This is a genomic window from Burkholderia sp. SR8 (genome assembly GCF_052851275.1).
Genome location: NZ_JAULUC010000007.1, coordinates 290,255 through 313,463, shown reverse-complemented (window position 1 = coordinate 313,463; position 23,209 = coordinate 290,255). Strand labels below are relative to the sequence as shown.

Annotated in this window: 20 protein-coding genes and 1 pseudogene; 11 read left to right on the top strand and 10 right to left on the bottom strand. The window is 66.0% G+C overall.

Annotated features, from left to right (window positions below; all coding sequences use genetic code 11):
* Window positions 1-425: 425 nt before the first annotated feature.
* Window positions 426-1,631 (top strand): outer membrane protein assembly factor BamC, encoded by a 1,206-nt coding sequence (gene bamC / locus Q3A80_RS12045; RefSeq protein ID WP_446329244.1) that lies wholly within the window; start codon window positions 426-428, stop codon window positions 1,629-1,631.
* A 309-nt stretch (window positions 1,632-1,940) separates the two neighbouring features.
* Here the strand turns inward: bamC and Q3A80_RS12040 are convergent, their stop codons facing one another.
* From Q3A80_RS12040 to Q3A80_RS12025, 4 genes are all read right to left on the bottom strand, one after another.
* Window positions 1,941-2,303, bottom strand: a complete 363-nt coding sequence (locus Q3A80_RS12040) for a hypothetical protein (RefSeq protein ID WP_446329243.1) — start codon at window positions 2,301-2,303, stop codon at window positions 1,941-1,943.
* Between the two features lie 6 nt (window positions 2,304-2,309).
* The gene (locus tag Q3A80_RS12035) at window positions 2,310-2,567 is read right to left on the bottom strand and encodes a hypothetical protein (protein WP_006486090.1); all 258 of its coding nucleotides are present in this window, start codon (window positions 2,565-2,567) and stop codon (window positions 2,310-2,312) included.
* Between the two features lie 136 nt (window positions 2,568-2,703).
* Complete coding sequence (locus tag Q3A80_RS12030; protein ID WP_040144039.1) at window positions 2,704-2,985, bottom strand: hypothetical protein; 282 nt, start codon at window positions 2,983-2,985, stop codon at window positions 2,704-2,706.
* Between the two features lie 222 nt (window positions 2,986-3,207).
* The gene (locus Q3A80_RS12025) at window positions 3,208-3,924 is read right to left on the bottom strand and encodes a YdcF family protein (protein ID WP_446329264.1); all 717 of its coding nucleotides are present in this window, start codon (window positions 3,922-3,924) and stop codon (window positions 3,208-3,210) included.
* Window positions 3,925-4,081: 157 nt separating this feature from the next.
* Between Q3A80_RS12025 and Q3A80_RS12020 the strand changes: the two genes are divergently transcribed.
* Window positions 4,082-4,399, top strand: coding sequence for a hypothetical protein (locus Q3A80_RS12020; RefSeq protein WP_006754206.1), 318 nt, complete (start codon window positions 4,082-4,084; stop codon window positions 4,397-4,399).
* Window positions 4,400-4,588: 189 nt separating this feature from the next.
* On the opposite strand, the gene Q3A80_RS12015 is transcribed toward Q3A80_RS12020, so the two are convergent.
* Together Q3A80_RS12015 and Q3A80_RS12010 are read right to left on the bottom strand one after the other, a co-directional pair.
* Window positions 4,589-4,837 (bottom strand): hypothetical protein, encoded by a 249-nt coding sequence (locus Q3A80_RS12015; RefSeq protein WP_446329242.1) that lies wholly within the window; start codon window positions 4,835-4,837, stop codon window positions 4,589-4,591.
* Between the two features lie 201 nt (window positions 4,838-5,038).
* A pseudogene (locus Q3A80_RS12010) lies at window positions 5,039-5,434 on the bottom strand (transposase); the annotation flags it as partial.
* Between the two features lie 430 nt (window positions 5,435-5,864).
* On the opposite strand from Q3A80_RS12010, the gene Q3A80_RS12005 reads away from it, so the two are divergent.
* The 9 genes from Q3A80_RS12005 to truB all read left to right on the top strand — a co-directional run bounded on the left by Q3A80_RS12005 (window position 5,865) and on the right by truB (window position 17,945).
* A complete protein-coding gene (locus Q3A80_RS12005; protein WP_446329241.1) occupies window positions 5,865-6,767 on the top strand; it encodes a LysR substrate-binding domain-containing protein in 903 nt (300 codons plus the stop codon).
* A gap of 64 nt (window positions 6,768-6,831) precedes the next feature.
* A complete protein-coding gene (locus tag Q3A80_RS12000) occupies window positions 6,832-8,070 on the top strand; it encodes a pyridoxal phosphate-dependent aminotransferase (RefSeq protein ID WP_446329240.1) in 1,239 nt (412 codons plus the stop codon).
* Between the two features lie 272 nt (window positions 8,071-8,342).
* Window positions 8,343-9,365: an SMC-Scp complex subunit ScpB gene (gene scpB / locus Q3A80_RS11995; protein WP_446329239.1), complete on the top strand. Its 1,023-nt coding sequence runs from the start codon at window positions 8,343-8,345 to the stop codon at window positions 9,363-9,365.
* A 60-nt stretch (window positions 9,366-9,425) separates the two neighbouring features.
* Entirely contained in the window at window positions 9,426-11,129 is a 1,704-nt protein-coding gene (gene rluB, locus Q3A80_RS11990; protein ID WP_446329238.1) for a 23S rRNA pseudouridine(2605) synthase RluB, read from the top strand.
* A 415-nt stretch (window positions 11,130-11,544) separates the two neighbouring features.
* Entirely contained in the window at window positions 11,545-12,003 is a 459-nt protein-coding gene (rimP, locus tag Q3A80_RS11985; RefSeq protein ID WP_040144047.1) for a ribosome maturation factor RimP, read from the top strand.
* Window positions 12,003-13,478 (top strand): transcription termination factor NusA, encoded by a 1,476-nt coding sequence (nusA, locus tag Q3A80_RS11980; protein ID WP_040144048.1) that lies wholly within the window; start codon window positions 12,003-12,005, stop codon window positions 13,476-13,478. The genes rimP and nusA overlap by 1 nt, the downstream gene beginning before the upstream one ends.
* Window positions 13,479-13,569: 91 nt before the next feature.
* Window positions 13,570-16,491, top strand: coding sequence for a translation initiation factor IF-2 (infB, locus tag Q3A80_RS11975; protein ID WP_446329237.1), 2,922 nt, complete (start codon window positions 13,570-13,572; stop codon window positions 16,489-16,491).
* Window positions 16,492-16,603: 112 nt separating this feature from the next.
* Complete coding sequence (gene rbfA, locus Q3A80_RS11970) at window positions 16,604-17,002, top strand: 30S ribosome-binding factor RbfA (RefSeq protein WP_006495346.1); 399 nt, start codon at window positions 16,604-16,606, stop codon at window positions 17,000-17,002.
* 10 nt (window positions 17,003-17,012) lie between these two features.
* Window positions 17,013-17,945 (top strand): tRNA pseudouridine(55) synthase TruB, encoded by a 933-nt coding sequence (truB, locus tag Q3A80_RS11965; protein WP_446329236.1) that lies wholly within the window; start codon window positions 17,013-17,015, stop codon window positions 17,943-17,945.
* Window positions 17,946-18,032: 87 nt separating this feature from the next.
* Here truB and Q3A80_RS11960 read toward each other — a convergent pair whose 3' ends face one another.
* The 4 genes from Q3A80_RS11960 to Q3A80_RS11945 all read right to left on the bottom strand — a co-directional run bounded on the left by Q3A80_RS11960 (window position 18,033) and on the right by Q3A80_RS11945 (window position 22,966).
* Window positions 18,033-19,592 carry a DHA2 family efflux MFS transporter permease subunit gene (locus Q3A80_RS11960; protein WP_446329235.1) on the bottom strand — a complete coding sequence of 520 codons (1,560 nt, stop codon included), beginning with the start codon at window positions 19,590-19,592 and terminating at the stop codon, window positions 18,033-18,035.
* Between the two features lie 28 nt (window positions 19,593-19,620).
* Window positions 19,621-20,838, bottom strand: a complete 1,218-nt coding sequence (locus Q3A80_RS11955; RefSeq protein ID WP_446329234.1) for an HlyD family secretion protein — start codon at window positions 20,836-20,838, stop codon at window positions 19,621-19,623.
* 52 nt (window positions 20,839-20,890) lie between these two features.
* A complete protein-coding gene (locus Q3A80_RS11950; RefSeq protein ID WP_446329233.1) occupies window positions 20,891-22,387 on the bottom strand; it encodes an efflux transporter outer membrane subunit in 1,497 nt (498 codons plus the stop codon).
* A gap of 87 nt (window positions 22,388-22,474) precedes the next feature.
* Entirely contained in the window at window positions 22,475-22,966 is a 492-nt protein-coding gene (locus Q3A80_RS11945; RefSeq protein ID WP_446329232.1) for a MarR family winged helix-turn-helix transcriptional regulator, read from the bottom strand.
* Between the last annotated feature and the right edge of the window lie 243 nt (window positions 22,967-23,209).

Genomic DNA, 23,209 nt, shown 5'->3' with positions numbered 1-23,209 from the left:
TTCGGAACCGGGAGCATGGCTACAACTGCGGCGTTGGGGGCGCTGCTCCTGGCCTGAAGCAAGGGGCGGCTGCTATGAATGGGCTACTCGTGTTTCTTCATGTTGGACACCATCAGACAGGTTCCAGGATGTAGGAGCCGGAAGAAGGCAAGGGAGGCCCGGGCGGGGCCGTGCTAGACTAAGCGCCACTGCGTCAATTTACACGGCGAAACGCGTCGACACATTGCCCGGAAAGCCTTATTTCACGGTGGGTTCGAAGAGGTTCAAATCCTCTCGCCCCGACCAGACAAGAACCCGCGTCAGTTCACGCTGACGCGGGTTTTTTCTTGGCCGTCGCTTTTTTGCACATCCCGGCGCGGCCCCGGTAAAATGCAAGGTTGATCCACGGAAAGCGCCGTGATTTAGCGGAAGAGGATTCCCCGAACATGACTGATCTTCGTCTTACCATGCGGTTCGCTGCAGTGCTTGCCACCGGTGCGCTCGTTGCCGGTTGCGGTACGTCGTCGCCCACGAAAGTGGACTACAAGAGCGATTCGAAATCGAAGGAAGCGTCGCTCGCAGTGCCGCCCAACATGCTCGACGAGACGGCCGATCAGCGTTCGCTGCCGCCGCAGGGCGGCGCGACTTCCCTGTCCGCGCTTCAGCAGGTCCAGCAGGCGGCGCCTGTCACGGACACCGTCGCGCCCGCGGTGGCCGGCATGCACATCCAGCGCGACGGCACCGAGAGCTGGCTCGTGATCGACGGCAAGAAGCCCGCCGACATCTGGCCGCAGGTTCGTCGTTTCTGGCAGGAGCAGGGCTTTCTGCTCGTCGTCGACCAGCGCGACAAGGGCGTGATGGAAACCGACTGGAACGAAACCCACCCGCAGATCAACGACGGCCTGATCCGCAGCGTGATCTCGAAGGCGATGGGCAATTCGTACGTGACGGCCGAGCGCAACAAGTACCGCACGCGTCTCGACGCCGCGCCGAACGGCGGCACCTACGTGTTCATCAGCCAGAAGGGCATGCGCGAGGCGCTCACCGGCGCCAGCAACGATTCGAGCAAGTGGGAAGCGAAGCCGAACGACCCGGCGCTCGAAACCGAGTACCTGAAGCGACTGATGGCGGTGCTCGCACAGAACGAGCAGCGCGCGAAGAACGGCGAGCCGCCGATCGCGAACATCAAGGACAACGCGGTGCCGAAGGACAAGAAGGCCGATACGGACGCATCGAAGGCCGCCGCGGCCATCGCCGCGCAGAACGTCGCCCGTACGTCGTCGCAAGGGAACGACGTCGACTCCGCTTCGGTGCCGTCCGAAGTCACGCTCGGCGAGCCGTACGACCGCTCGTGGCTGCACGTCGGCCTCGCGCTCGACCGCGCGAACTTCACGGTCGACGATCGCGATCGCACGAAGGGTCTGTATTTCGTGCGTTATGTCGATCCGAAGGATCTGAGCGCGGCCGAGCAAGGCTTCTGGAGCCAGCTGTTCCACGGCAAGAAGGAAAAGCAGGCGAAGCAGTATCGCGTCAACGTCAAGGCGCTGACGCCCGACCAGACGCGCGTGGCGGTCGTCGACGATTCCGGTGCGATCGATACGTCGTCGCCGGCCCGTCAGATCATGGGGCTGCTCGTGAATCAGCTGCGCTGATCTCGATACGATCCCGCCCCTCGAAAAAGCCCGCCATCCGGCGGGCTTTTTTATTGCGCTCGCGCGTGACCGTCTGTTCGCGACATTCGGGCGCTCCGCGTGACGTTACGTAACATCCGCGCGTTACGGCGCCCGAGCCGGTGTTACATCGTCATGACTGACGAAAATATCCTTATGGATCAATGGCGTGCTTTCGAAAGTGCGACTGGCACGCAAACTGCTTTATAAGTTGGAATCGTTAGGACAGGGAGGATGGCACGAGATTCCGGGCGGGCGTCGCGAGCGCCTCGATCAACGGTATCCCTGCCTTCAGATGCCGGCGCAGCGAGCGCCGGCGCAACCGATGACGATCCGCGCGGTGCGCGGATCTCGATGGCCCCGTCGCCTATCCTCGTAGGGCGACGGTTTTGCCCGCGCTTCTTCTGGAGCGCGGGCAATTTTTTTGGAGCCATCGTGCGACGGCGTACCGATCGAGCGGTGCCGTAGTCCGGATTCGTCCGGGATGAACAGGTCGGGAGCGGCAGGAATCGCGGTCGTCGTGCAAGCGAAGCTGCGTGCCTGGAACGCTCTCTGCCCGGCAGCGGCGGCGAGGATCGCCCGCTGCGGAATCCGCGCTGTCGAAGCGCGTCTGCGCGGATGATGCGTGCGGCCGGGCACATTGCCGGCCGCCATGACGCGTCAATGCGACGCGCTGGGAACGTCGAGAATCAGAATGATCGTCCAGTCCGCATCGCCATCGTGGTGATACTGGCGTTCGGCGACGATGAACGGTTGCTGCTTGCCTTGCGGGCCGAGGAAAAGCACGTCGCCCTCCATCGGCAGGCACTCGATCGGCGGCAGCGCGAGGAAGGCGTCGTCCGAGCCGCGCGGCATCAGTTGCTTGATCTTGCGAGTGGCCGCTTCGGTCCACTCGATGTCGAGTTGAATGTTGCTCATGCTGTCCTCCGCACCGGGGTGCGCACGGGTGGAAAATTTCGGTGCGCGACTTTAGCACAGCGCGCAGGCGCCGCAACCAAAAAAGCCGAACCCGGTTGCCCGGGTTCGGCTTTTCGCATGTGCGGTGCCGCCGAACTTACTGGCTGGCAGCTTCTGCCGGAGCGGCCTTGGCGGCCTTCTTGCCGGCCTTCTTCGCTGCCTTGTGGTGAGCAGCCTTCTTGCCGTGGTGGTGCTCTTCCTGAGCCGCCGGCTGTGCAGCCTCGGCTGCTTGCTGCTGTTGCAGTGCCTGGGCGCGCTGCTCGATCTCGGCGATCTTCGCCGGGTCGGTGATGGTCTGGATTTGCGTGCTCTCTTGCGCATACGCTGCGCCAGTCAGCGCCGACATCGCGACCAGAATAGCCAGGGACGTCTTCTTCATTGCTTTACCTCCGCTAAGTGGTGATGAACCCGAATGTTGCCGTGTTGTCTGGCGACTGCAATCGAGTGCGTGTCGAGTGTAACAAAAGTGACGGATCAATGTGCACCGGAACGTGGCGCGGCGCAAGCCTCCGTTGAAGTCGCGCAACACTTCACGCATTCCGTCATGCGCGCACCATCGCGGGCAGTGCTGCCGTTCTCGCTTTCCCGGCCGGCGCCGTGTTCAGAACCAGCCCAGCCAGCGATACACGTGGAACTGCGCGATACCGATCAGCTCGTGCAATGCCTGGTTGGCATCCGCGAGGTTGTGCCAGCGCGGCACCCAGCCCGTTTGCGCTCGCCTCCGATTCGCGTAGACGGGCTGCGGATCGATGCCGAAGCGGTGGAAATCGAGCAATGCGCGGCGCATCTGATACGACGAAGTGACGAGAATGCGCGTGTCGTCATGTTGAGAGCGTAGTATAGACGCCGTGAACTTCGCATTTTCGTAGGTCGTACGGCTGTTCGGCTCCAGAACGAGGTCGCCGGGAGCGACGCCGTCGGCGACCAGCCGGCGTCCGTATACCGCGGCCTCGGTCTCGCCGTGATGTTGCGGGTCGCCGCCCGACATCACGACGGTGCAGCGGGTAGCCTGTTGCCGGCACGTGCGATAGAGCGCGGCGGTCTTGCGGATGCGTGCGTCACCGTCGAGCGGCGGCTGCAAGCCGGCATCGGTGCGTCGCGTGCCGGTGCCGAGGATGATGAGCGTGGTCTGCCCGCGCATGTCGGGATGCTCGACCGGCGTGACGCCGGCTTCGGTCCACGCGAGGAGCGGCGCGGCTAGCCAGCCCGTCGCGAGCAGCCAGAACAGCGCGGCGCCGGCAATCGCGACGAGTCGCCGCCGCTTGCGGCAGAGCATGAAACAGATGAAGAGAAGTACAAATGAATCGAACAGAATCAATTTGATTGGGGTATGGTGTCTTTTTATGGACGGCTGACGATCCGGCCCTGACGCGACGCCGAACGTCGGCTTCCAGAATCGGTGGCGGTATCGGCGGGCGGAGCTGCCGCCCGGCGCGCCGCTTCGCATTGTCGCTGCACTTTAAGAAAGAATCGAGATGGCCACGTATTCCAACGAAGCGGTGCTCGACGCATTGAGACGAGTGCAGTACCGCCAGGTACCGTGGGCGCGCCGCCCGGGCGTGTTCGAGTATCTCCGGTCACTGGGGCTGATGGACACGGTCAGGCAGAAGACCGTTGCTCCCGCACCGGGTTTCCACGCGCCGGTCGACATCGCGGTGCTGACCGATAACGGTCGAGCCGAATGTGCGCGCCTCGAGCGCGACGAAAAACTGCTTTCCTGGACTGATCGCCGTATGGACGACTACGCATTGAGCGAAGCGAGCGCCGTGGCGATTCTCGAAAGCCGCCTGTAGCGGCGCACTTTCATCCTCGCGCGTCGCCCGCCGGCGACGCCAAAAAAAAGCCCGTATCGCGAGGATACGGGCGTACCGGATACTTTTGCTGTTGCCACGCTGTGCTCATGGCAACGATGTGACTCGTCCCATGCCGGGCAGTTCCCGCATCCGGGAATTTTCTTTGGTTAAACCCTTCGGATTGCCGCGTTACGGGTGACGCGGCATGGCCGGCGCCTGCGAGCCGATACGCGCGCGTGCATTGCTCGCGATGTCGCCGCGCAGGTCGCCGCGCGGCACGGTCTGTCGATTGGACGACGCGGCGGGCGGTTGCTGGCGAAGGGTGCGATGATCCTGCTGGCGGTGAGGGGGCTTCGCGCGATCGTCGGCGCGGGCGGGAGCAGTCAGCGCCAGCGAAATGACAATGCCGCATGCGACGAGCAGTGACATTGTTTTCATGGCGGGGCTCCCTTCAAGCCGTCGGCGCGGCTTGTTGATATGTCGCTAAGGTAAGCGCGGGAGTGCAGGCTTGCTGTAAATAATAGTAAATAGATGTATCGCGGCACGACAGTGGTAATCGACGACGGCGCGGGCGCCGCGTGAAGGACGGGATGCCGAAAGAAACCGGGCGGCCGAAGCCGCCCGAACAAGCATGCGTTACGCCATCTTCACAGGGGCGCGCCAGGATTCCGGATTGGTCCAGAACGCGCCGCGCAGCCGGTCACGGCTCGGCGGGGCCGGCGGCTTTGCGGCGCTCGCGCCGATGCGCCCGCGCAGCGAAATCTGGCGGCCGCTCGTGCCGAGTCGCTTGACGATTTCGGCGAGCGTGCCGTCTGCCTGCCACTCGTCGAAGCGGCGGCGGCACGTCGGCGGTGACGGATAGCGGCCCGGCAGCTTCGACCAGCCTTCACCCGTCGACAGTACCCACAGTACGGCGTTGACCACCGCACGGGCCTCCACGCGGGGACGGCCACGCCGTTCGCTGCGTGCGGGTTCCGAGCAAAACAGACCCTCGACCAGCGCCCACTCGTTATCTCTCAAATCGTCGAACAGCATCATGTCCTCACCTCAGCGAAGCTAACTCCGGTGCGCTGCCCTGCGCCGCGCACTCTTCAAGCACTCGAGCGTCGAGTGCCGGGTGGGGGCGTCCGGTTGGCCGGCAGCGGCCTTTCTGCCTTCCGTCCGACGAACCCTGCGCCCTGTGCGCAAGGTAATGCACGAAGCGTGCCACGTCGGAGGCGATTCCCTCGAGAGCCGCTTGGCAGCGGGCTAACGGCTAAGTCAGCTAGGGGCGTATAAGACGCCAAAATAACCCGCCAGCAAATCAGGACAATCACCAATCTTGTGCAATTCGCCCGTGCCACGTGCGTTTGCGCGGATATTGCACCGCAGCGAAACATGTGTGCCGCGTGCCGGATTCGCGCCGCGACACCGGATTCGCACATTAAAATCGCGCATCGATACCGACAATTGATGAGGTGAGGGGATGAACGTCACGCTGCGCCAGCTTCGCGTATTCATCGAGGTCGCGCGGCTGCGGAGCTTCAGCCGCGCGGGCGACGAGATCGGTCTCACGCAGTCGGCGGTCAGTCGCTGCGTACGCGAACTCGAGGCCGAGCTCGGGCTGAAGCTGATCGACCGGACGACCCGCGACGTGCAGCTGACCGACGTCGGCGGGAACCTGATCGCGAGCGTGTCGCGCCTGATCGACGATCTCGACGACACGCTGCGCGAGATTCGCGAGATCGGCGAACAGCGGCGCGGGCGCGTGATCGTCGCCGCGAGTCCGACCATTGCGTGCCGGCTGATGCCGCGCGTCGTCGCATCGTGCGAGCGCCAGTTCCCGTTCGTCACGCTCGGTTTGCGCGACGACGTGCAGAGCGACGTGTTGCGCAAGGTGAAGTCGAGCGAGGTCGATTTCGGTGTCGTCATCGGGCCGCTCGCCGTTGCCGATCTCGTGTGCGAACCGCTGATGACCGACTCGTTCTGCCTGGTCGCGCGTGCCGACCATCCGCTTGCGGCGCGCACCGAGGTGCCGTGGACGGCGCTCGACGGCGAGCGCCTCGTGCTGCTCGATCATGCATCCGGAAGCCGGCCGCTGATCGATGCCGCGCTGGCCGCCCATCGTGTCAACGCGACGGTCATGCAGGAGCTCGGCCATTCGGCGACGGTGTTCGGGCTCGTCGAGGCCGGTGTCGGCGTGAGCGTGCAGCCGTGGCTGTCTTTGCCGTTGCCGGCCGGATCGACGCTGGTCGCGCGGCCGTTGACGCCGCGCACCGAGCGGACCGTCGAACTGGTGCGTCGCCGCGACCGGTCGCTGTCGCCCGCCGCGCAGGCGATCTGGGAACTCGTGCGGCAGATGCCGGCGCGGGCGGAGGATCTCGACTGAGCGTGCTGATCCGGCACCCGCGCCGGTACACTACGCGGATCGTGTTCCTCGGCGGTGGTTCTCGATGACGCATTTCGCAGATGCCGGCCTGGCGACGGGCGGGCCGGCGGCACGCGGCGCAGTGCATGCGCTGCGGTCGTCGCTGATCAGGGAAGTGGCGAACGCCGGCTCGGGCCTGCCCGACGTGCTGCCGTTCTGGTTCGGCGAATCCGATCGTGTGACGCCGGCGTTCATTCGCGACGCGGCCGCGGCAGCGCTTCGTGACGGCGCGACGTTCTATACGCACAACCTCGGCACGATGTCGCTGCGCGACGCGCTGGCCGCGTACGTGAGCGCACGGCACGGCGCGACGGCAGTCGACACGATCGCCGTCACGAGTTCAGGCGTGAGCGCGCTGATGCTGGCCGCGCAGTTACTGGTCGGGGCGGGCGATCGCGTCGTCGCGATCACGCCGCTCTGGCCGAACCTCGTCGAAATCCCGAAGATCCTCGGCGCACAGGTCGAATGCGTGCCGCTCCGTTATGGCGACACGGGCTGGCGGCTCGACGCCGACCGGCTGCTGGCCGCGCTGACGCCCGGCACGCGGATGCTGTTCGTCAATTCGCCGAACAATCCGACCGGCTGGACGATGTCCCGCGACGACCAGCAGGCCGTGCTCGCGCATTGCCGGCGTCACGGCATCTGGCTCGTGGCCGACGAGGTGTACGAACGGCTCGCCGAAGGGCTTGCCGGAGGGTCCGCCGGAGGACTCGCGATCGGTGCGCGCGGCGCGCCGTCGTTCCTCGACATCGCATCGCGCGACGAGCGGGTGATCGTCGTCAACTCGTTCTCGAAGGCATGGGCGATGACGGGCTGGCGGCTCGGGTGGCTGGTCGCGCCGGCGTCGGTCATGGACGATCTGTCGAAGCTGGTCGAATACAACACGTCGTGCGCGCCGGGTTTCGTCCAGGCCGCGGGCGAAGTCGCGCTGCGCGAAGGCGAGCCGTTCGTGCAGTCGTTCGTCACGGCGCTGCGCGGCGCGCGCGACCATCTGGTCGCCGCGCTGCGCACGCTGCCGGGCGTCGACGTGCCGGCTCCGGACGGCGCGATGTACGTGTTCCTGCGTTTGCCGGGCGCGGACGACAGCCTCGCGTTCTGCAAGACGCTCGTGCGCGACGCGAGGCTCGGGCTCGCGCCCGGGCGCGCGTTCGGTCCGGAGGGCGAAGGGTTCGTGCGCTGGTGCTACGCGTGCGATCCGGCGCGGCTCGATACGGGTGTCGAGCGTCTGCGGGCGTTCCTCGCGCGCGGCGCCGCCGTGCGCTGAAGCGGGGGCGGAACGGGCGCGGCCGGGGCGCGGCCGGCCATTCGGCTCATCTTTACGCACCGGGCAATTTTGCGTAATATGGCGCTCAGTCACGCGGTTCCGTCGTTGTGCCGTGCTGTTCCGTCCGGTTTGGGCCTGGCTTGAAGTTGGTTCGCCGCCCCCGGTTCGTGCTCCCATCAATATGACCGATCAGAATCGGGCGAGCGCGTCTTCCGTTCCTTTCGTCTGTTTGTTGATCCGGTTCGTTTGACCACAGGGTCTGGCCTAGCTGCATGAATACCCAAGAGGCGAAGATCGTCCTCGAGACTGCTTTGATCTGTGCGCAGGAACCGCTGAAGCTCGGCGATTTGCGCAAGCTCTTTGCCGACGGCGTGTCGGCTGACACGGTCCGCACGTTGCTCGAAGATCTGAAACAGGATTGGTCCGGCCGCGGCGTCGAACTGGTGGCGCTGGCAACCGGGTGGCGCTTTCAGAGCAAGCCGGCGATGCGCCATTATCTGGATCGACTGCATCCCGAGAAACCGCCGAAGTATTCGCGCGCGGTGCTCGAAACGCTCGCGATCATCGCGTACCGGCAACCCGTCACGCGCGGCGACATCGAGGAGATTCGCGGTGTCACGGTCAATACGCAGGTGGTCAAGCAGCTCGAGGATCGCGGCTGGATCGAGGTGATCGGGCATCGCGACGTGCCAGGGCGCCCGGCGCTGTACGCGACGACCAAGCAGTTCCTCGACGATCTGGGTCTGAAGGCGCTCGACGACCTGCCCGCGCTCGAGGAGCCCGCCGCGAACATCGAGGCCGCGTTGCTCGCGCAACAGGCGATGGATTTTGATGGCGATGCACCGGCGGCGGACGACGTCCCGGAAACCGGCGAGGCAGCGGTCGACACGCCGGAGCCGCCGGCCGGCGAATTGCCGGGCGACGCCGCGACGGGCATCACGTCGACGCAAGAAATGCCGAACCGCGATACGCTGGAAGCTGATCGCGTTCAAACCGGACAGGGCGGCGCCGAAGCAGCGCCGGCCGGCGGGCAGCCCGAGCCGCTGCGCGCGGAACGGAACGAGGAAGATCGCAAGCCGGCCGCCGACGCGGTTGCCGGAGACGGAGCGGAAGCGGCCGGCGACATGCCGGACGGCGCTGGCCAGGCCGACGCGTCGCGCTCCCGTCCCGCGGACGGCGAGACGCTGGACGATACGTCCGACAGTCTTGCCGACGCCGTACGCAGTGCCAGCGCGCCGATCGGCGCCGATGCGCTGCCGGACGACGAAGCAGAACCCGAACAGCGCCGCGCCTGATCGCGGCCGACTTCTTGCCGCGCCCGCGCCGGGCGCGAGACCTGACATTTTGAGGTTGTTTTGACAGATATCCACGATATTGAATCGTCCGCGCCTGCCGTGCAGGCCGCGCGTGCCGACGATGCGCCGGAGCAGGACGCTCCGGCCGCGGGTGGTGACGAGCGTCCCCGCCGCGGCCTGCGGCGCGGGCCGCGCAGCCTGATCGCGCGGCGTCGCGCGGCGGCCAAGTCGAAGGGCGCCGATGGCGAGTCGCAGGGCGGCGAAGGCGCGGATGCGCAGCCGGCCGAGGCGGCCGAAGCGCAGCCTGCCCGCGCACCGCGCAAGGAAGGCGCCGCCAAGGGCGGCCGCAAGCCGGCCGGCAAGCGTGAAGGCGCAGCCAAGGGTGCGCAGGGCGGCCAGGGGCGGCGCGGCGGTTCGGCGAAGGCCGACGGCGGCGCGGCGAAGGCTGAAGGCGATGCGGCATCGCAGGACGACCTGTTCGCCTACGTGACGTCGCCGGCATTCGACGCCGACAATTCGGCAGGCGGCAGCGGCGTGCGTGCGCCGATGCTGCGCCGCGGCCGCAACCAGCCGACGAACAAGCGCGTGCTGTCGCCGGACGACGATGCGCCGAAGCTGCACAAGGTGCTCGCGGAAGCCGGCATGGGCTCGCGCCGCGAAATGGAAGAACTGATCGTCGCCGGCCGCGTGTCGGTGAACGGCGAGCCGGCGCACATCGGCCAGCGGATCATGCCGACCGACCAGGTCCGCATCAACGGCAAGCCGGTCAAGCGCAAGCTGCCGAACAAGCCGCCGCGCGTGCTGCTGTATCACAAGCCGACGGGTGAGATCGTCAGCCACGCGGATCCGGAAGGCCGTCCGTCGGTGTTCGACCGCCTGCCGCCGATGAAGACGGCAAAATGGCTCGCGGTCGGCCGCCTCGACTTCAATACCGAAGGTCTGCTGATGCTGACGACTTCGGGCGATCTCGCGAACCGCTTCATGCACCCGCGCTACAGCGTCGAGCGCGAGTACGCGGTGCGCGTCGTCGGCGAGCTGTCGGAAGGGATGCGGCAGAAGCTGCTGCATGGCGTCGAGCTCGATGACGGCCCGGCGAACTTCCTGCGCATCCGCGACGGCGGCGGCGAAGGCACGAACCACTGGTACCACGTCGCGCTGGCCGAAGGCCGCAACCGTGAAGTGCGCCGGATGTTCGAGGCGGCCGGCCTGATGGTAAGCCGCCTGATTCGTACGCGCCACGGCCCGATCCCGCTGCCGCGCGGGCTGAAGCGCGGCCGCTGGGAAGAGCTCGACGAGGCGCAGGTGCGCAAGCTGATGGCGACCGTCGGCCTGAAGGCGCCGTCCGAAGAGAAGGGCAAGCGCGGCGGTGGTGCGCAGTCCGAGCGCCGCCAGCCGGATCCGATGCAGACGTCGATGGGCTTCATCAGCCGCGAGCCGGTGCTGACCACGCACAGCCAGCTCGACCAGCCGCGTCGCGGCGGCGGCCGCCGCGGTGGCGGCGCAGGCCTGCCGGGCCTGAGCGGCTACGGCAGCCTGCCGGTTTCGCCGTCGGGCTACGGCAATCGTTCGGGCGGCGGTCGCGATGTCGACGGCAATCGCGCGTCGTATGGCGCCGGTCCGAAGCGTGAAGGCGCCGGCGGCAAGCGCGGCGGCGGCAAGGGCGGCAACCGCAATCCGAACGGCAATCGCGCCGACGGCGGCGGCAACGCCGGCGGCCTGCGCGGCGGCCAGCGTCCGCAGCGCAATCGCTCGCGCGGTCGCTGAGCGTCCGGGCATCCGGCGGCGTGAAGCCGCCGGCGTGCCGGCGAAATCGGCACCGATCCCGTTGCGTCGGCACCGCGCACTGCGCGGTTTGCTTTCCACTGAATATATTGCGCTGCCGGATTGCGCCGCGTGAGCGGACGGTCGGGTTTCGCATTTTTGGTCGGTAAAGGCGGGATGGACGCTGCTTTTACCGGCTGGCTTGGCGTTTGCGCCAAAAATCGCTATAATCGCGGAGTCGCTGGGCGTACGGATTCAATGTGCGGCTCAGGTGCGACCACCAGTAAGAAGATGGGCGTTCCGCCCATTTTTTTTTGCTGAAACGGTTAGGCATCTCGGGTAGCGCTTCCTGCGCCGGCTAAGGCGCGCGCCCGCGGGTGAATCGCGAGCGGCGGGCGCGAACACCTGAGAGGACACTGTGCAACTGACGGAACTGATAGAAACCACGGTCACCGGGCTCGGCTACGAGCTGGTGGATCTCGAGCGCACCGGGCGCGGCATGCTTTGCATCTATATCGATCAGCCTGCCGGCATCTCGCTCGAAGATTGCGAAAAGGTCACGCGTCAGCTCCAGCACGTCTTGACGGTCGAAAACATCGATTACGAACGGCTCGAAGTCTCGTCCCCGGGGCTCGACCGCCCGTTGAAGAAGCTGGCCGACTTCGAGCGCTTCGCCGGCAGCGAAGTTTCCGTGACCTTGAAAAAGCCGCTGGACGGGCGCAAGACGTTCCGGGGCATTCTGCACGCGCCGAATGGCGAAACGATCGGTTTGGAATTTGAGAGGAAGAAGGGCGAGGCAGCCATGCTGGATTTCACGCTGGCCGATATCGACAAAGCCCGCCTGATTCCGCAAGTTGACTTTAGGAGCCGCAAATAATGAGTCGCGAAGTGTTGATGCTGGTGGATGCGCTGGCGCGCGAGAAAAACGTCGACAAGGATGTGGTGCTGGGCGCCCTCGAGGCTGCGCTCGCGTCCGCTTCCAAGAAGCTGTTCGACGAAGGCGCCGAAATCCGCGTCCATATCGATCGCGAAAGCGGCGAGCACGAAACCTTCCGTCGCTGGCTCGTCGTGCCCGACGAGGCAGGCTTGCAGGAGCCGGATCGCGAGATCCTGCTGTTCGAAGCACGCGAGCAGAAGCCCGACGTCGAAGTCGGCGAATTCATCGAGGAGCCGGTGCCGTCGATCGAGTTCGGCCGTATCGGCGCGCAGGCCGCCAAGCAGGTGATCCTGCAGAAGGTGCGCGACGCCGAGCGCGAGCAGATCCTGAACGACTACCTCGAGCGCGGCGAAAAGATCATGACCGGCACGGTGAAGCGCCTGGACAAGGGCAACTTCATCGTCGAATCGGGCCGTGTCGAGGCGCTGCTGCGCCGCGACCAGCTGATCCCGAAGGAAAACCTGCGCGTGGGCGACCGCGTGCGCGCATACATCGCGAAGGTCGACCGCACCGCGCGCGGCCCGCAGATCGAACTCTCGCGCACGGCGCCCGAGTTCCTGATGAAGCTGTTCGAGATGGAAGTGCCGGAAATTGAGCAGGGCCTGCTCGAGATCAAGGCGGCCGCTCGCGATCCGGGCGTTCGCGCGAAGATCGGCGTGATCGCGTACGACAAGCGGATCGACCCGATCGGCACCTGCGTCGGCATCCGCGGTTCGCGCGTGCAGGCTGTGCGTAACGAGCTCGGTGGCGAAAACATCGACATCGTGCTATGGTCGGAGGATCCCGCCCAGTTCGTGATCGGCGCGCTCGCGCCGGCAGCCGTCCAGTCGATCGTCGTCGATGAAGAAAAGCATTCGATGGACGTCGTCGTCGACGAGAACGAGCTGGCTGTCGCGATCGGCCGCAGCGGTCAGAACGTTCGCCTTGCCGGCGAACTGACCGGCTGGCAGATCAACATCATGACGCCGGACGAATCCGCCCTGAAGCAGGGTGAAGAGCGCGATCGGCTGCGTGCGCTGTTCATGGCGCGTCTCGACGTCGACGAAGAAGTCGCCGACATCCTGATCGACGAAGGCTTCACGAGCCTCGAAGAGATCGCTTACGTGCCGCTCAACGAAATGCTCGAGATCGAGGCGTTCGACGAGGACACCGTGCACGAGCTGCGCAACCGCGCACGCGACGCGCTGCTGACGATGGCGATCGCGAACGAAGAAAAGGTCGAAAACGCAGCGCTGGATCTGAAGAGCCTCGACGGCATCACGCCGGAGTTGCTCACGAAGCTGGCCGAGCACGGCGTGCAGACGCGCGACGATCTCGCCGAGCTCGCAGTGGATGAACTGGTCGACATGACCGGGATGGAAGAGGATGCCGCTAAGGCGTTGATCATGAAAGCACGTGAACATTGGTTCCAGTGAGAAATGACCATGGCGCACTGATTTGATGGCGGCCGTATGGCCTGACCCGATGCTAACCGCAAGGAATCGGTCCTTGCACTAAGAGGAATGAATGGCGAGTAACAACGTAGCCCAATTTGCCGCGGAACTGAAAATGCCTGCTGGTGTGCTGCTCGAACAGCTGCAGGCAGCGGGCGTCCAGAAAGCGAGTGAAGACGATGCGCTGTCCGAGGCGGACAAGGCGCGTCTGCTCGATCATTTGCGCAAGTCGCACGGCGCAACCGACGGCGACAAGCGCAAGATCACGCTGACCCGCAAGCATACGTCGGAGATCAAGCAGTCTGACGCGACGGGCAAGGCTCGCACCATTCAGGTCGAGGTCCGCAAGAAGCGTACGTTCGTCAAGCGCGACGACGTGGCCGAAGGTGCGGAACAGGGTCAGGCGCAGGTCGCCGAAGCGGACGACGATGCGGAACTGAAGCGTCGCGAGGAAGAGGCGCGCCGCGAGGCCGAACTGCTCGAGAAGCAGGCGCAGGAGCTGCGCGAGCGCCAGGAACGCCTCGAGCGCGAGGAAGCCGAGCGCCGCGCCCGCGAGGAAGCGGCCGAGGCCGAGCGCCGCCGTGCCGAGGAAGAGGCGGCGGCGAAGCGTGCCGCGGCCGAAGCCGCGGCGGCAAAGCAGGCAGCTGCGCAGCAGGCCGCCGAGGCCCAGCAGGAAACCGCCGGTGCGCAGTCCGCGCAGGATGAAGCACGCGCGGCCGCCGAACGCGCGGCCCAGCGCGAAGCGGCGAAGAAGGCCGAGGACGCAGCCCGCGAGGCGGCGGACAAGGCACGCGCCGAGCAGGAAGAGATCAGCAAGCGGCGCGCGGCGGCAGAAGCCGAAGCACGCGCGATCCGCGAAATGATGAACACGCCGCGCAAGGCCGTGGTCAAGGCAGTCGAGCCGCCGAAGCCGGTCGAACCGCCGAAGCCGGCCGAAGCGAAGGGCACGCTGCACAAGCCGGCCAAGCCGGCTGGCGCAGGTGCGCAGGCGCGTCCGGCCGTGAAGAAGCCGGCCGGCGCAGCGCCGGCGACGACGCAGGCACCGGCAGGCGCGGGCGACCGCAACAAGAAGCCGGGCGGCGGCAAGGGCGGCTGGCAGGACGACGCAGCGAAGCGCCGCGGCATCAAGACGCGCGGCGATTCGAGCGGCGGCGTCGACCGCGGCTGGCGCGGCGGCCCGAAGGGTCGCGGCCGTCACCAGGACAGCGCGTCGACGTTCCAGGCACCGACCGAACCGATCGTGCGTGAAGTGCACGTGCCGGAAACCATCTCGGTTGCCGATCTCGCGCACAAGATGTCGATCAAGGCCTCCGAAGTCATCAAGGTGATGATGAAGATGGGCCAGATGGTCACGATCAACCAGGTGCTGGACCAGGAAACGGCGATGATCGTCGTCGAGGAACTGGGCCACCGCGCGGTTGCCGCGAAGCTGGACGATCCGGAAGCGCTGCTGGTCGAAGGCGAGACCGGTACCGATGCGGAGCAGCTGCCGCGTCCGCCGGTCGTCACGGTGATGGGCCACGTCGATCACGGCAAGACCTCGCTGCTCGACCACATCCGCCGCGCGAAGGTCGCAGCGGGCGAAGCGGGCGGCATTACGCAGCACATCGGCGCATACCACGTCGAAACGCCGCGCGGCGTCATCACGTTCCTCGATACGCCGGGTCACGAGGCGTTCACGGCAATGCGTGCACGCGGCGCGAAGGCGACCGACATCGTGGTGCTGGTGGTGGCGGCCGACGACGGCGTGATGCCGCAGACGAAGGAAGCCATTGCCCACGCGAAGGCCGGTGGCGTGCCGATCGTCGTGGCGATCAACAAGATCGACAAGCCGGAAGCGAACCCGGACCGCGTCAAGCAGGAACTGGTCGCGGAAGGCGTCGTGCCGGAAGAATACGGCGGCGATTCGCCGTTCGTGCCGGTCTCGGCGAAGACGGGCGTCGGCATCGACGACCTGCTCGAGAACGTGCTGCTGCAGGCCGAAGTGCTGGAACTGAAGGCACCGGTCGAGGCGCCGGCCAAGGGCATCGTGATCGAAGCGAAGCTGGACAAGGGCAAGGGTCCGGTCGCAACGATCCTGGTGCAGTCCGGTACGCTGAACCGCGGCGACATCGTGCTGGCAGGCACCGCTTATGGCCGCGTGCGTGCGATGCTCGACGAGAACGGCAAGCCGACGAAGGAAGCCGGCCCGTCGATCCCGGTCGAAATCCAGGGTCTGTCGGAAGTGCCGGGTGCGGGCGAGGAAGTGATCGTGCTGCCGGACGAGCGCAAGGCGCGCGAAATCGCGCTGTTCCGCCAGGGCAAGTTCCGCGACGTCAAGCTGGCGAAGCAGCAGGCCGCGAAGCTGGAAAGCATGCTCGAGCAGATGGGCGAAGGCGAAGTGCAGAACCTGCCGCTCATCATCAAGGCGGACGTGCAGGGCTCGCAGGAAGCACTCGTGCAGTCGCTGCTCAAGCTGTCGACCGACGAAGTGCGCGTGCAGATCGTGCACAGCGCGGTCGGTGGCATCAGCGAAAACGACGTCAACCTCGCAACGGCCTCGAAGGCGGTCATCATCGGCTTCAACACGCGTGCGGATGCACAGGCGCGCAAGCTGGCCGAAGCCAACGGTATCGACATCCGCTACTACAACATCATCTACGACGCAGTGGATGAGGTGAAGGCGGCAATGTCGGGCATGCTGGCGCCGGAGAAGCGCGAAGTCATCACCGGCATGGTCGAGGTGCGCCAGGTGTTCAAGGTGCCGAAGATCGGTACGGTGGCCGGCTGTATGGTGACCGACGGTATCGTCAAGCGCTCGTCGTCGGTTCGCGTGCTGCGCAACAACGTCGTGATCTTCACGGGCGAACTCGAATCGCTGAAGCGCTTCAAGGACGACGTGAAGGAAGTCAAGCAAGGCTTCGAGTGCGGTATGTCGGTGAAGAACTTCAACGACATCGTCGAAGGCGACCAGTTCGAAGTCTTCGAAGTGACCGAAGTCGCACGTACGCTGTAATCGTCGCGAATCGGCTCTTGGGCGGGGCAGGCTTGGGCCTGTCCCGCCCATTTTCATGGTGGCGTGCCCGAGGCGCGCCGCTTTATCCTGATAAACGGATCACGGATCGATCATGTCCAGGAAACGTACTTCCCCCAATCGCAACGTTCAGATTGCCGACCAGATTCAGCGCGATCTGTCCGAACTCATCATGCGCGAGGTCAAAGACCCGCGCATCGGCATCGTGACCATCCAGAGCGTCGAGCTCACGCCGGACTACGCGCACGCGAAGGTCTATTTCACCGCGCTTACCGGCGATCCGGACAAGACGCAGGAAGCGCTGAACCACGCGTCGGGTCACCTGCACAACCTGCTGTTCAAGCGGCTGCACATCCACACGGTGCCGACGCTGCATTTCCATTACGACCAGACGATCGAGAAGGCCGTGGAAATGTCGCGCCTGATCAAGGAAGCCAACTCGACGCGCGCGAAGGACGACGACGAAGCCGACGCACCCGCGAAGGACGATTGAGCGCGCGCCGATGACGACTGCAGCTTCCCAGCGTCCGCGCGTGCCGCGACGCGCGCTGGACGGCGTTCTCCTGCTCGACAAGCCGGTCGGCCTGTCGAGCAACGACGCATTGATTCGCGCGAAGCGCCTGCTGCTCGCGAAGAAGGCCGGCCATACCGGCACACTCGATCCGCTGGCCTCGGGCCTGTTGCCGCTGTGCTTCGGCGAGGCGACGAAGTTCTCGCAGGACTTGCTGGAAGCGGACAAGACCTACGAAGCGACGATGCGTCTCGGCGTGCGCACGACGACCGGCGATGCGGAAGGCGACGTGCTCGGCACGCGCGCCGTCGAATGCGACCGCGCGGCGGTGGAAGCGGCGCTCGCGCGCTTTACCGGCGAGATCGTGCAGGTGCCGCCGATGTATTCGGCACTCAAGCGCGACGGCAAGCCGCTGTACGAATATGCGCGGGCGGGCCAGACGGTCGAGCGGGAAGGCCGCAACGTGACGATCCATGCGCTCGACTTGCTCGCGTGCGAACTGCCGGACGTGACGTTTCGCGTGACCTGCAGCAAGGGCACGTACGTGCGCACGCTCGCGGAAGATCTCGGCGAAGCGCTCGGTTGCGGCGCGCATCTGACGATGCTGCGCCGCACGGGTGTCGGCGCGCTGACGCTCGAGCATGCGGTGACGCTCGACGCGCTGTCCGACGCTGACGAAGCGGCGCGCGACGCGTGGCTTCAGCCGGTCGACGCATTGCTGTCGACCTTTCCGCTCGTGCGGCTCGACGACGCCAGCGCGAAGCGATTCCTGCACGGCCAGCGTTTGCCGCTGTCGGCGCTCGATCCGATCGACGCGGCGGACGGCGAACGCGTGCGCGTGTACGACGCGCAGCGGCTGCTCGGTGTCGCGCGCAAGGCCAATGGCGTGCTCGCGCCCGAACGCCTCGTCGTGACGGCGGGATGATGCGCGGCGCGCACGCGCCGTCGAAACGAAAAAAAGCCCGGTCGAGACCGGGCTTTTTGTTGCGTGAACGCGAAGACGCGTAACGGCTCAGTGTGCCGCCGACGCGGCCGCACCCGCATCGCCGCCGCCCGCGCGTTCCGGCTTCGTGATCCAGATCAGTCCGATCAGCAGCACGAAGATCGCGGCCGAGATGTAGAACAGGTCGTTCACGCCGAGTTGCGCAGCCTGCTGCGTGGCCATGTTGTTGATGAGGCCGTGTGCCTGGTCCCGCGTCAGCCCGAGGTTGCCCATCTGCGTGACGGCCTGGTTGAACGTCGGGTTGTACGGATTGGTCTGCTCGACCAGCTGCGCGTGGTGGAAGTTGTTCCGGTGATCCCACGCGGTCTGGAAGATCGACGTGCCGACGCCGCCGCACATGATCCGCACGAAGTTCGACAGCCCCGATGCCGCGGGAATGCGGTGGCCGGGCAGGCCGGACAGCGTGATCGACACGAGCGGGATGAAGAAGCCGGCCATTGCAATACCCTGCACGAGCGTCGGCAGCATCAGCGACCACTCGTCGACGCCGGTCGTGTAGCGCGAGCGCATCCAGAAACACAGCGCGAATATCAGGAACGCGGCGGTCGCGATGTAGCGCGGATCCGTGCGAGGCAGGAACTTGCCGGTCAGCGGCGACAGCAGGATCGCGAACAGGCCGACCGGCGCCATCACGAGGCCGGCGTCGGTCGCCGTATAGCCGATCTGGGTCTGCAGCCACAGCGGCAACAGCACGAGGTTGCCGAAGTAGAGCCCGTAGCCGACCGCGAGCGCGATCGTGCCGCCCGTGAAGTTGCGCATCCGGAACAGCGACAGGTCGACGACCGGGTGTTCGGCGGTCAGTTCCCAGATCACGAAGAACGCGAACGAGATGACGGCGATCAGTGCGAGCGCGATGATCGTCGTCGACGCGAACCAGTCGAGATCCTTGCCCTTGTCGAGCATGATCTGCAGCGAGCCGACCCACAGCACGAGTAGCGCGAGGCCGACGCCGTCGATCGGCGCGCGGCGCACCGTCGATTCGCGCGTGCGATAGATCGACCACGTCGCGAGCGCGGCGGCGATGCCGACCGGGATGTTCACGTAGAAGATCCACGGCCACGAGTAGTTGTCCGAGATCCAGCCGCCGAGAATCGGGCCGGCGACCGGCGCGATCAGCGTCGTCATCGACCACAGTGCGAGCGCCATCGGCGCTTTGGCGCGCGGATAACTCGACAGCAGCAGCGATTGCGACAGCGGAATCATCGGCCCCGCGACCGCGCCCTGGAGCACGCGCGACGCGAGCAGGAACGGCAGGCTCGGCGCGAGTCCGCACATCCACGACGAGATGACGAACAGGATGATCGACGCGAGGAACAGGCGCACCTGTCCGAAGCGGTCGGTCAGCCAGCCCGTCAGCGGCACGGAGATCGCGTTCGCGACCGCGAACGACGTGATGACCCAGGTGCCCTGGTCGGACGATACGCCGAGGTCGCCCGAGATGGTCGGGATCGCGACGTTCGCGATGGACGTGTCGAGCACGTTCATGAACACCGCGAGCGATACCGCGATCGTCCCGAGCACGAGTTGCCCGCCTTGCAGCGGCGGGTGGGAGACAGGAGCCTGTGCCATGTCGGTAGTTTTTCCGGAGTCGGAACCGTTACATCATCTTGGCGGCGTTGTTCGATTTCGCCGCGGCCGGTGCCGGCGCATTGCCGCCGGCGTTCTCGGCGATGATGCGCGCGATCTCGGCGTCGGCTTCATCGCCGTACTTCGCGAACACGTTGGTCTCGTAGACCGTGTTCTGCGCGTTGGCGAGCTGGTCGCCGCGCTCGTCCTTGATGTCGACGTCGACCTGCATCGACAGGCCGATGCGCAGCGGATGCTTCTGAAGGTCGTTCGGATCGATCTCGATCCGCACCGGCAGGCGCTGCACGACCTTGATCCAGTTGCCCGTCGCGTTCTGCGCCGGCAGCAGCGAGAACGCCGAGCCCGTGCCGGCCGAGAAGCCGACGACCTTGCCGTGATAGACCGCCGACGAGCCGTAGATGTCGGCCGTCAGTTCGACCGGCTGGCCGACGCGCATGTGCTTGAGCTGGACTTCCTTGAAGTTCGCGTCGACCCATACCGCATTCAGCGGCACGACCGACATCAGCGGGTTGCCCGGCGATACGCGCTGGCCGACCTGCACCGAGCGCTTCGCGACGTAGCCGGTGACCGGCGCCGGCAGCACGTTACGCGCGTTCGCGAGGTACGCGTCGCGAACCTTCGCCGCCGCGGCCAGCACGTTCGGGTGCGACGCGATCGTCGTGTTCGCGGTCAATGCGCGGTTCGACGCGAGCTGCTGCTGAGCGGCGTCGACCGACGCTTGCGCGGCGCGCACGGCATCGCGTGCATGCGAGATTTCTTCCTGCGACACGGCGCCCGTCTGCGCGACGGCGAGGCGGCGGCGTAGGTCGTCCTGTGCCTTCGACAGGTCGGACTGGCGCAGCGCGACCTGCGCACGGTACTGGTCGTCGTTGACGAACAGGCCGCGCACCTGGCGCACCGTCTGCGCGAGGTTCGCTTCGGCCTGCTGCAGTGCGACCTGCGAATCGGCCGGGTCGAGCACGACGAGCGGATCGCCGGCCTTGACCGTTTGCGTATCGTCGGCCTTCACGGCGATCACGGTACCGGTGACCTGCGGCGTGATCTGCACGACGTTGCCGTTTACGTACGCGTCGTCGGTCTCTTCATGGAAGCGCGCGACGAGGAAGTAGTACAGGCCGTACGCGATGGCCGCGATCACGATGACCGCGATCAGCAGCGTCATCATCCGTTTGCGCTTTCCGTTGTTCTGCGGCTGCGCGCTGGCGGCGTTTTGTTGAGGGTCGCTCATGGCGATTTTCTCCGTCCGTTATTTCGAGTGTCTGCGTAGTGGTGGCGCCGGATCAGTTGGCGGCCTGTTTTGTCTGCTTGTCGGCGTCGGGCGCGGCGAGCCGCGTGCCGGTCGCGTCGAACCCGCCGCCGAGCGCCTTGATCAGCGCGAGCTGCATGTCGCGCCGGCGCATCTTCAGGTTGGTGACGGTCTGTTCCGACGCGAGGCGGTTGCTGTCCGCGGTCAGCACCTGCAGCTGCGGCGACAGGCCGGCCTTGTAGCGGATCACGGCGAGGTCGTACGCGCGCGTCGATGCGTCGAGCGCACGCTGCGCGTCGTCCATCTGGCGATCGACCGCGCGGATCGACGCGACCTGCGTCGCGACGTCGTTCAGCGCGTTGATCAGCGTCTGGTTGTAGTTCGCGACCGACAGGTCGAAGTCCGCATAGCGGCCCTTGAGCTGCGCGCGCAACGCGCCGGCGTCGAAGATCGGCAGGTGGATGGCCGGGCCGAACTGCGCCTGGCGGCTCGCGAAGTTCAGGAATTTGCCCCAGCCGAACGCATCGAAGCCGAAGCCGGCCGCGAGGTTCACGTCCGGGAAGAACTCGGCCTTCGCTTCCTTCACGTCGTGCATCGCGGCCTCGACCTGCCAGCGCGCGGCGACGATGTCCGGGCGGCGCGACACGAGGTCGGCCGGCAGGTTGCCGGGCAGCGCGACTTCGCCGGTCGGGTTCATCACCGGCGCGGCGATCTGCAGCCCGCGGTCCGGTCCCTTGCCGAGCAGCGCGGCGAGCTGGTAGCGCACGGTCGTGATCTGGCCGTCGAGGTCGGACAGCGATGCCTGCGTGGTCGCGATGTTGCCGCGCGCGGTCTGGCGCTCGACGTTGGTGTCGAGCCCGGCGGACACGCGGCCGTCGGTGATCTTGCCGACCGTCTGGCGGTTGGTGATCTCGCGTTGCGCGATGTCGCGCAGCGCATACAGCTGCGCGAGCGAGTTGTAAGTGCGGGCGACCGACGCGGCGAGCGTGATGCGCGCCTGCTGCATGTCGGCTTCGGCGGCCTTTTCCTGCGACACGGCGGTATGCAGCCGCTCGCGGTTCTTGCCCCACAGGTCGAGATCCCACGACGCGCTCGCGAGCACGTTGTTCTCGCTGTACCACTGGCCGCCGTACGGCGGCGGGAACAGCGCGTTCGACGAATACAGTTCGCGCGTCCACGAGTAGCTGGCCTCGGCCTTCGGCATCAGGTTCGAGCGCGACGATTCGATATACGACGACGCCTTCGCGATGCGCGCCTGCGCCTGCGCGATCGACGGGCTGCCCTCGAGCGCCTCGTCGATCAGCTTCGGCAGCTGCGGGTCGCCGAACTGGTTCGCCCAGTCGAGCGTCGGCCACTGGCCGCCCTGTGCCGGCAGGCTCTGGGCGGTTTCGAATTGCGACGCGGGAGCGATCTGCTTGTCGCTCTTGATGCCGATGTAGTTTGCGCAGCCCGCCAGCGCCAGCGCGGCAACCGCGGCGGCAACGGCGGCGCGGCACGACCCGGCGCGCACGGACAACGGGGAGGATTTCATCGCGCTGTTCCCTGACTCGGAATGAATGATGGACACTGCAAGGATTTCCTTACATTAATCTGTCAAAAGTAATTGTTATGGCAACTATTACGTGACGCTACCGCCTGCGTTCTCGCAATAGTTGCTGAGAATGCGGCGCAGCATGCTCTTCAGAAAACCGACTTCTTCCGGCGTGAAGCCGTCCAGCAACTCGTCGAGCACGCTGCGGAACACCGGCGGCAGCCGCTCGGCAAGCGCGCGGCCTTCGTCGGTCAGTTCGAGGCGCACGACGCGCCGGTCCTCGACGCTTCGTACGCGCGACAGCAGCCCGCGTTTCTCGACGCGATCGAGCAGGCGCGTGACCGCGCTTGCGTCGATTCCGTACTCGCGCGCGAGTTCGGCGGCCGTCGAGCATTTGCCGACCGCGATCATGAACAGCATGCTCGCCTGCGTGCCGGTGATGCCGAGCTCTTCCTGCGTGCGCTGGGTGACGAGGTTGGTCATCACCGATTTCACGCGCGACATCAGATAACCGACGCTGTCGTTCATCTGATACGTGGACAGCGGCGAAACGGGCGGTTGGGAAGGAGAATCCGACATAAAACCCTGAAGCTGCAATAGTTGACTAGGCAGCAGTATAGGCGCAATTGCTTGCCGCGGCAAATGTTAATCGAACGGCCGAGGCCGTGCTCCGTATCTCGAAATTACCTTGTGCGCGTCAGGGTTTTCGGTCGCGCGCAGGACGTTCGCGGGCGGCGTTGTCGGTCGGAGGCGAGGGCGGGCGTCCCCCGCTTGTTGCATTGCAACGAAGCGGGCCGGCTTTCGACACGCTCACGTGCTATA

Coding starts and splice junctions, on each gene's coding strand:
- bamC (WP_446329244.1), top strand. CDS start 426: ATGACTGATCTTCGTCTTACCATGCGGTTCGCTGCAGTGCTTGCCACC.
- Q3A80_RS12040 (WP_446329243.1), bottom strand. CDS start 2,303: ATGGCGGCCGGCAATGTGCCCGGCCGCACGCATCATCCGCGCAGACGC.
- Q3A80_RS12035 (WP_006486090.1), bottom strand. CDS start 2,567: ATGAGCAACATTCAACTCGACATCGAGTGGACCGAAGCGGCCACTCGC.
- Q3A80_RS12030 (WP_040144039.1), bottom strand. CDS start 2,985: ATGAAGAAGACGTCCCTGGCTATTCTGGTCGCGATGTCGGCGCTGACT.
- Q3A80_RS12020 (WP_006754206.1), top strand. CDS start 4,082: ATGGCCACGTATTCCAACGAAGCGGTGCTCGACGCATTGAGACGAGTG.
- Q3A80_RS12015 (WP_446329242.1), bottom strand. CDS start 4,837: ATGAAAACAATGTCACTGCTCGTCGCATGCGGCATTGTCATTTCGCTG.
- Q3A80_RS12005 (WP_446329241.1), top strand. CDS start 5,865: ATGAACGTCACGCTGCGCCAGCTTCGCGTATTCATCGAGGTCGCGCGG.
- Q3A80_RS12000 (WP_446329240.1), top strand. CDS start 6,832: ATGACGCATTTCGCAGATGCCGGCCTGGCGACGGGCGGGCCGGCGGCA.
- scpB (WP_446329239.1), top strand. CDS start 8,343: ATGAATACCCAAGAGGCGAAGATCGTCCTCGAGACTGCTTTGATCTGT.
- nusA (WP_040144048.1), top strand. CDS start 12,003: ATGAGTCGCGAAGTGTTGATGCTGGTGGATGCGCTGGCGCGCGAGAAA.
- infB (WP_446329237.1), top strand. CDS start 13,570: ATGGCGAGTAACAACGTAGCCCAATTTGCCGCGGAACTGAAAATGCCT.
- rbfA (WP_006495346.1), top strand. CDS start 16,604: ATGTCCAGGAAACGTACTTCCCCCAATCGCAACGTTCAGATTGCCGAC.
- truB (WP_446329236.1), top strand. CDS start 17,013: ATGACGACTGCAGCTTCCCAGCGTCCGCGCGTGCCGCGACGCGCGCTG.
- Q3A80_RS11960 (WP_446329235.1), bottom strand. CDS start 19,592: ATGGCACAGGCTCCTGTCTCCCACCCGCCGCTGCAAGGCGGGCAACTC.
- Q3A80_RS11955 (WP_446329234.1), bottom strand. CDS start 20,838: ATGAGCGACCCTCAACAAAACGCCGCCAGCGCGCAGCCGCAGAACAAC.
- Q3A80_RS11950 (WP_446329233.1), bottom strand. CDS start 22,387: ATGAAATCCTCCCCGTTGTCCGTGCGCGCCGGGTCGTGCCGCGCCGCC.
- Q3A80_RS11945 (WP_446329232.1), bottom strand. CDS start 22,966: ATGTCGGATTCTCCTTCCCAACCGCCCGTTTCGCCGCTGTCCACGTAT.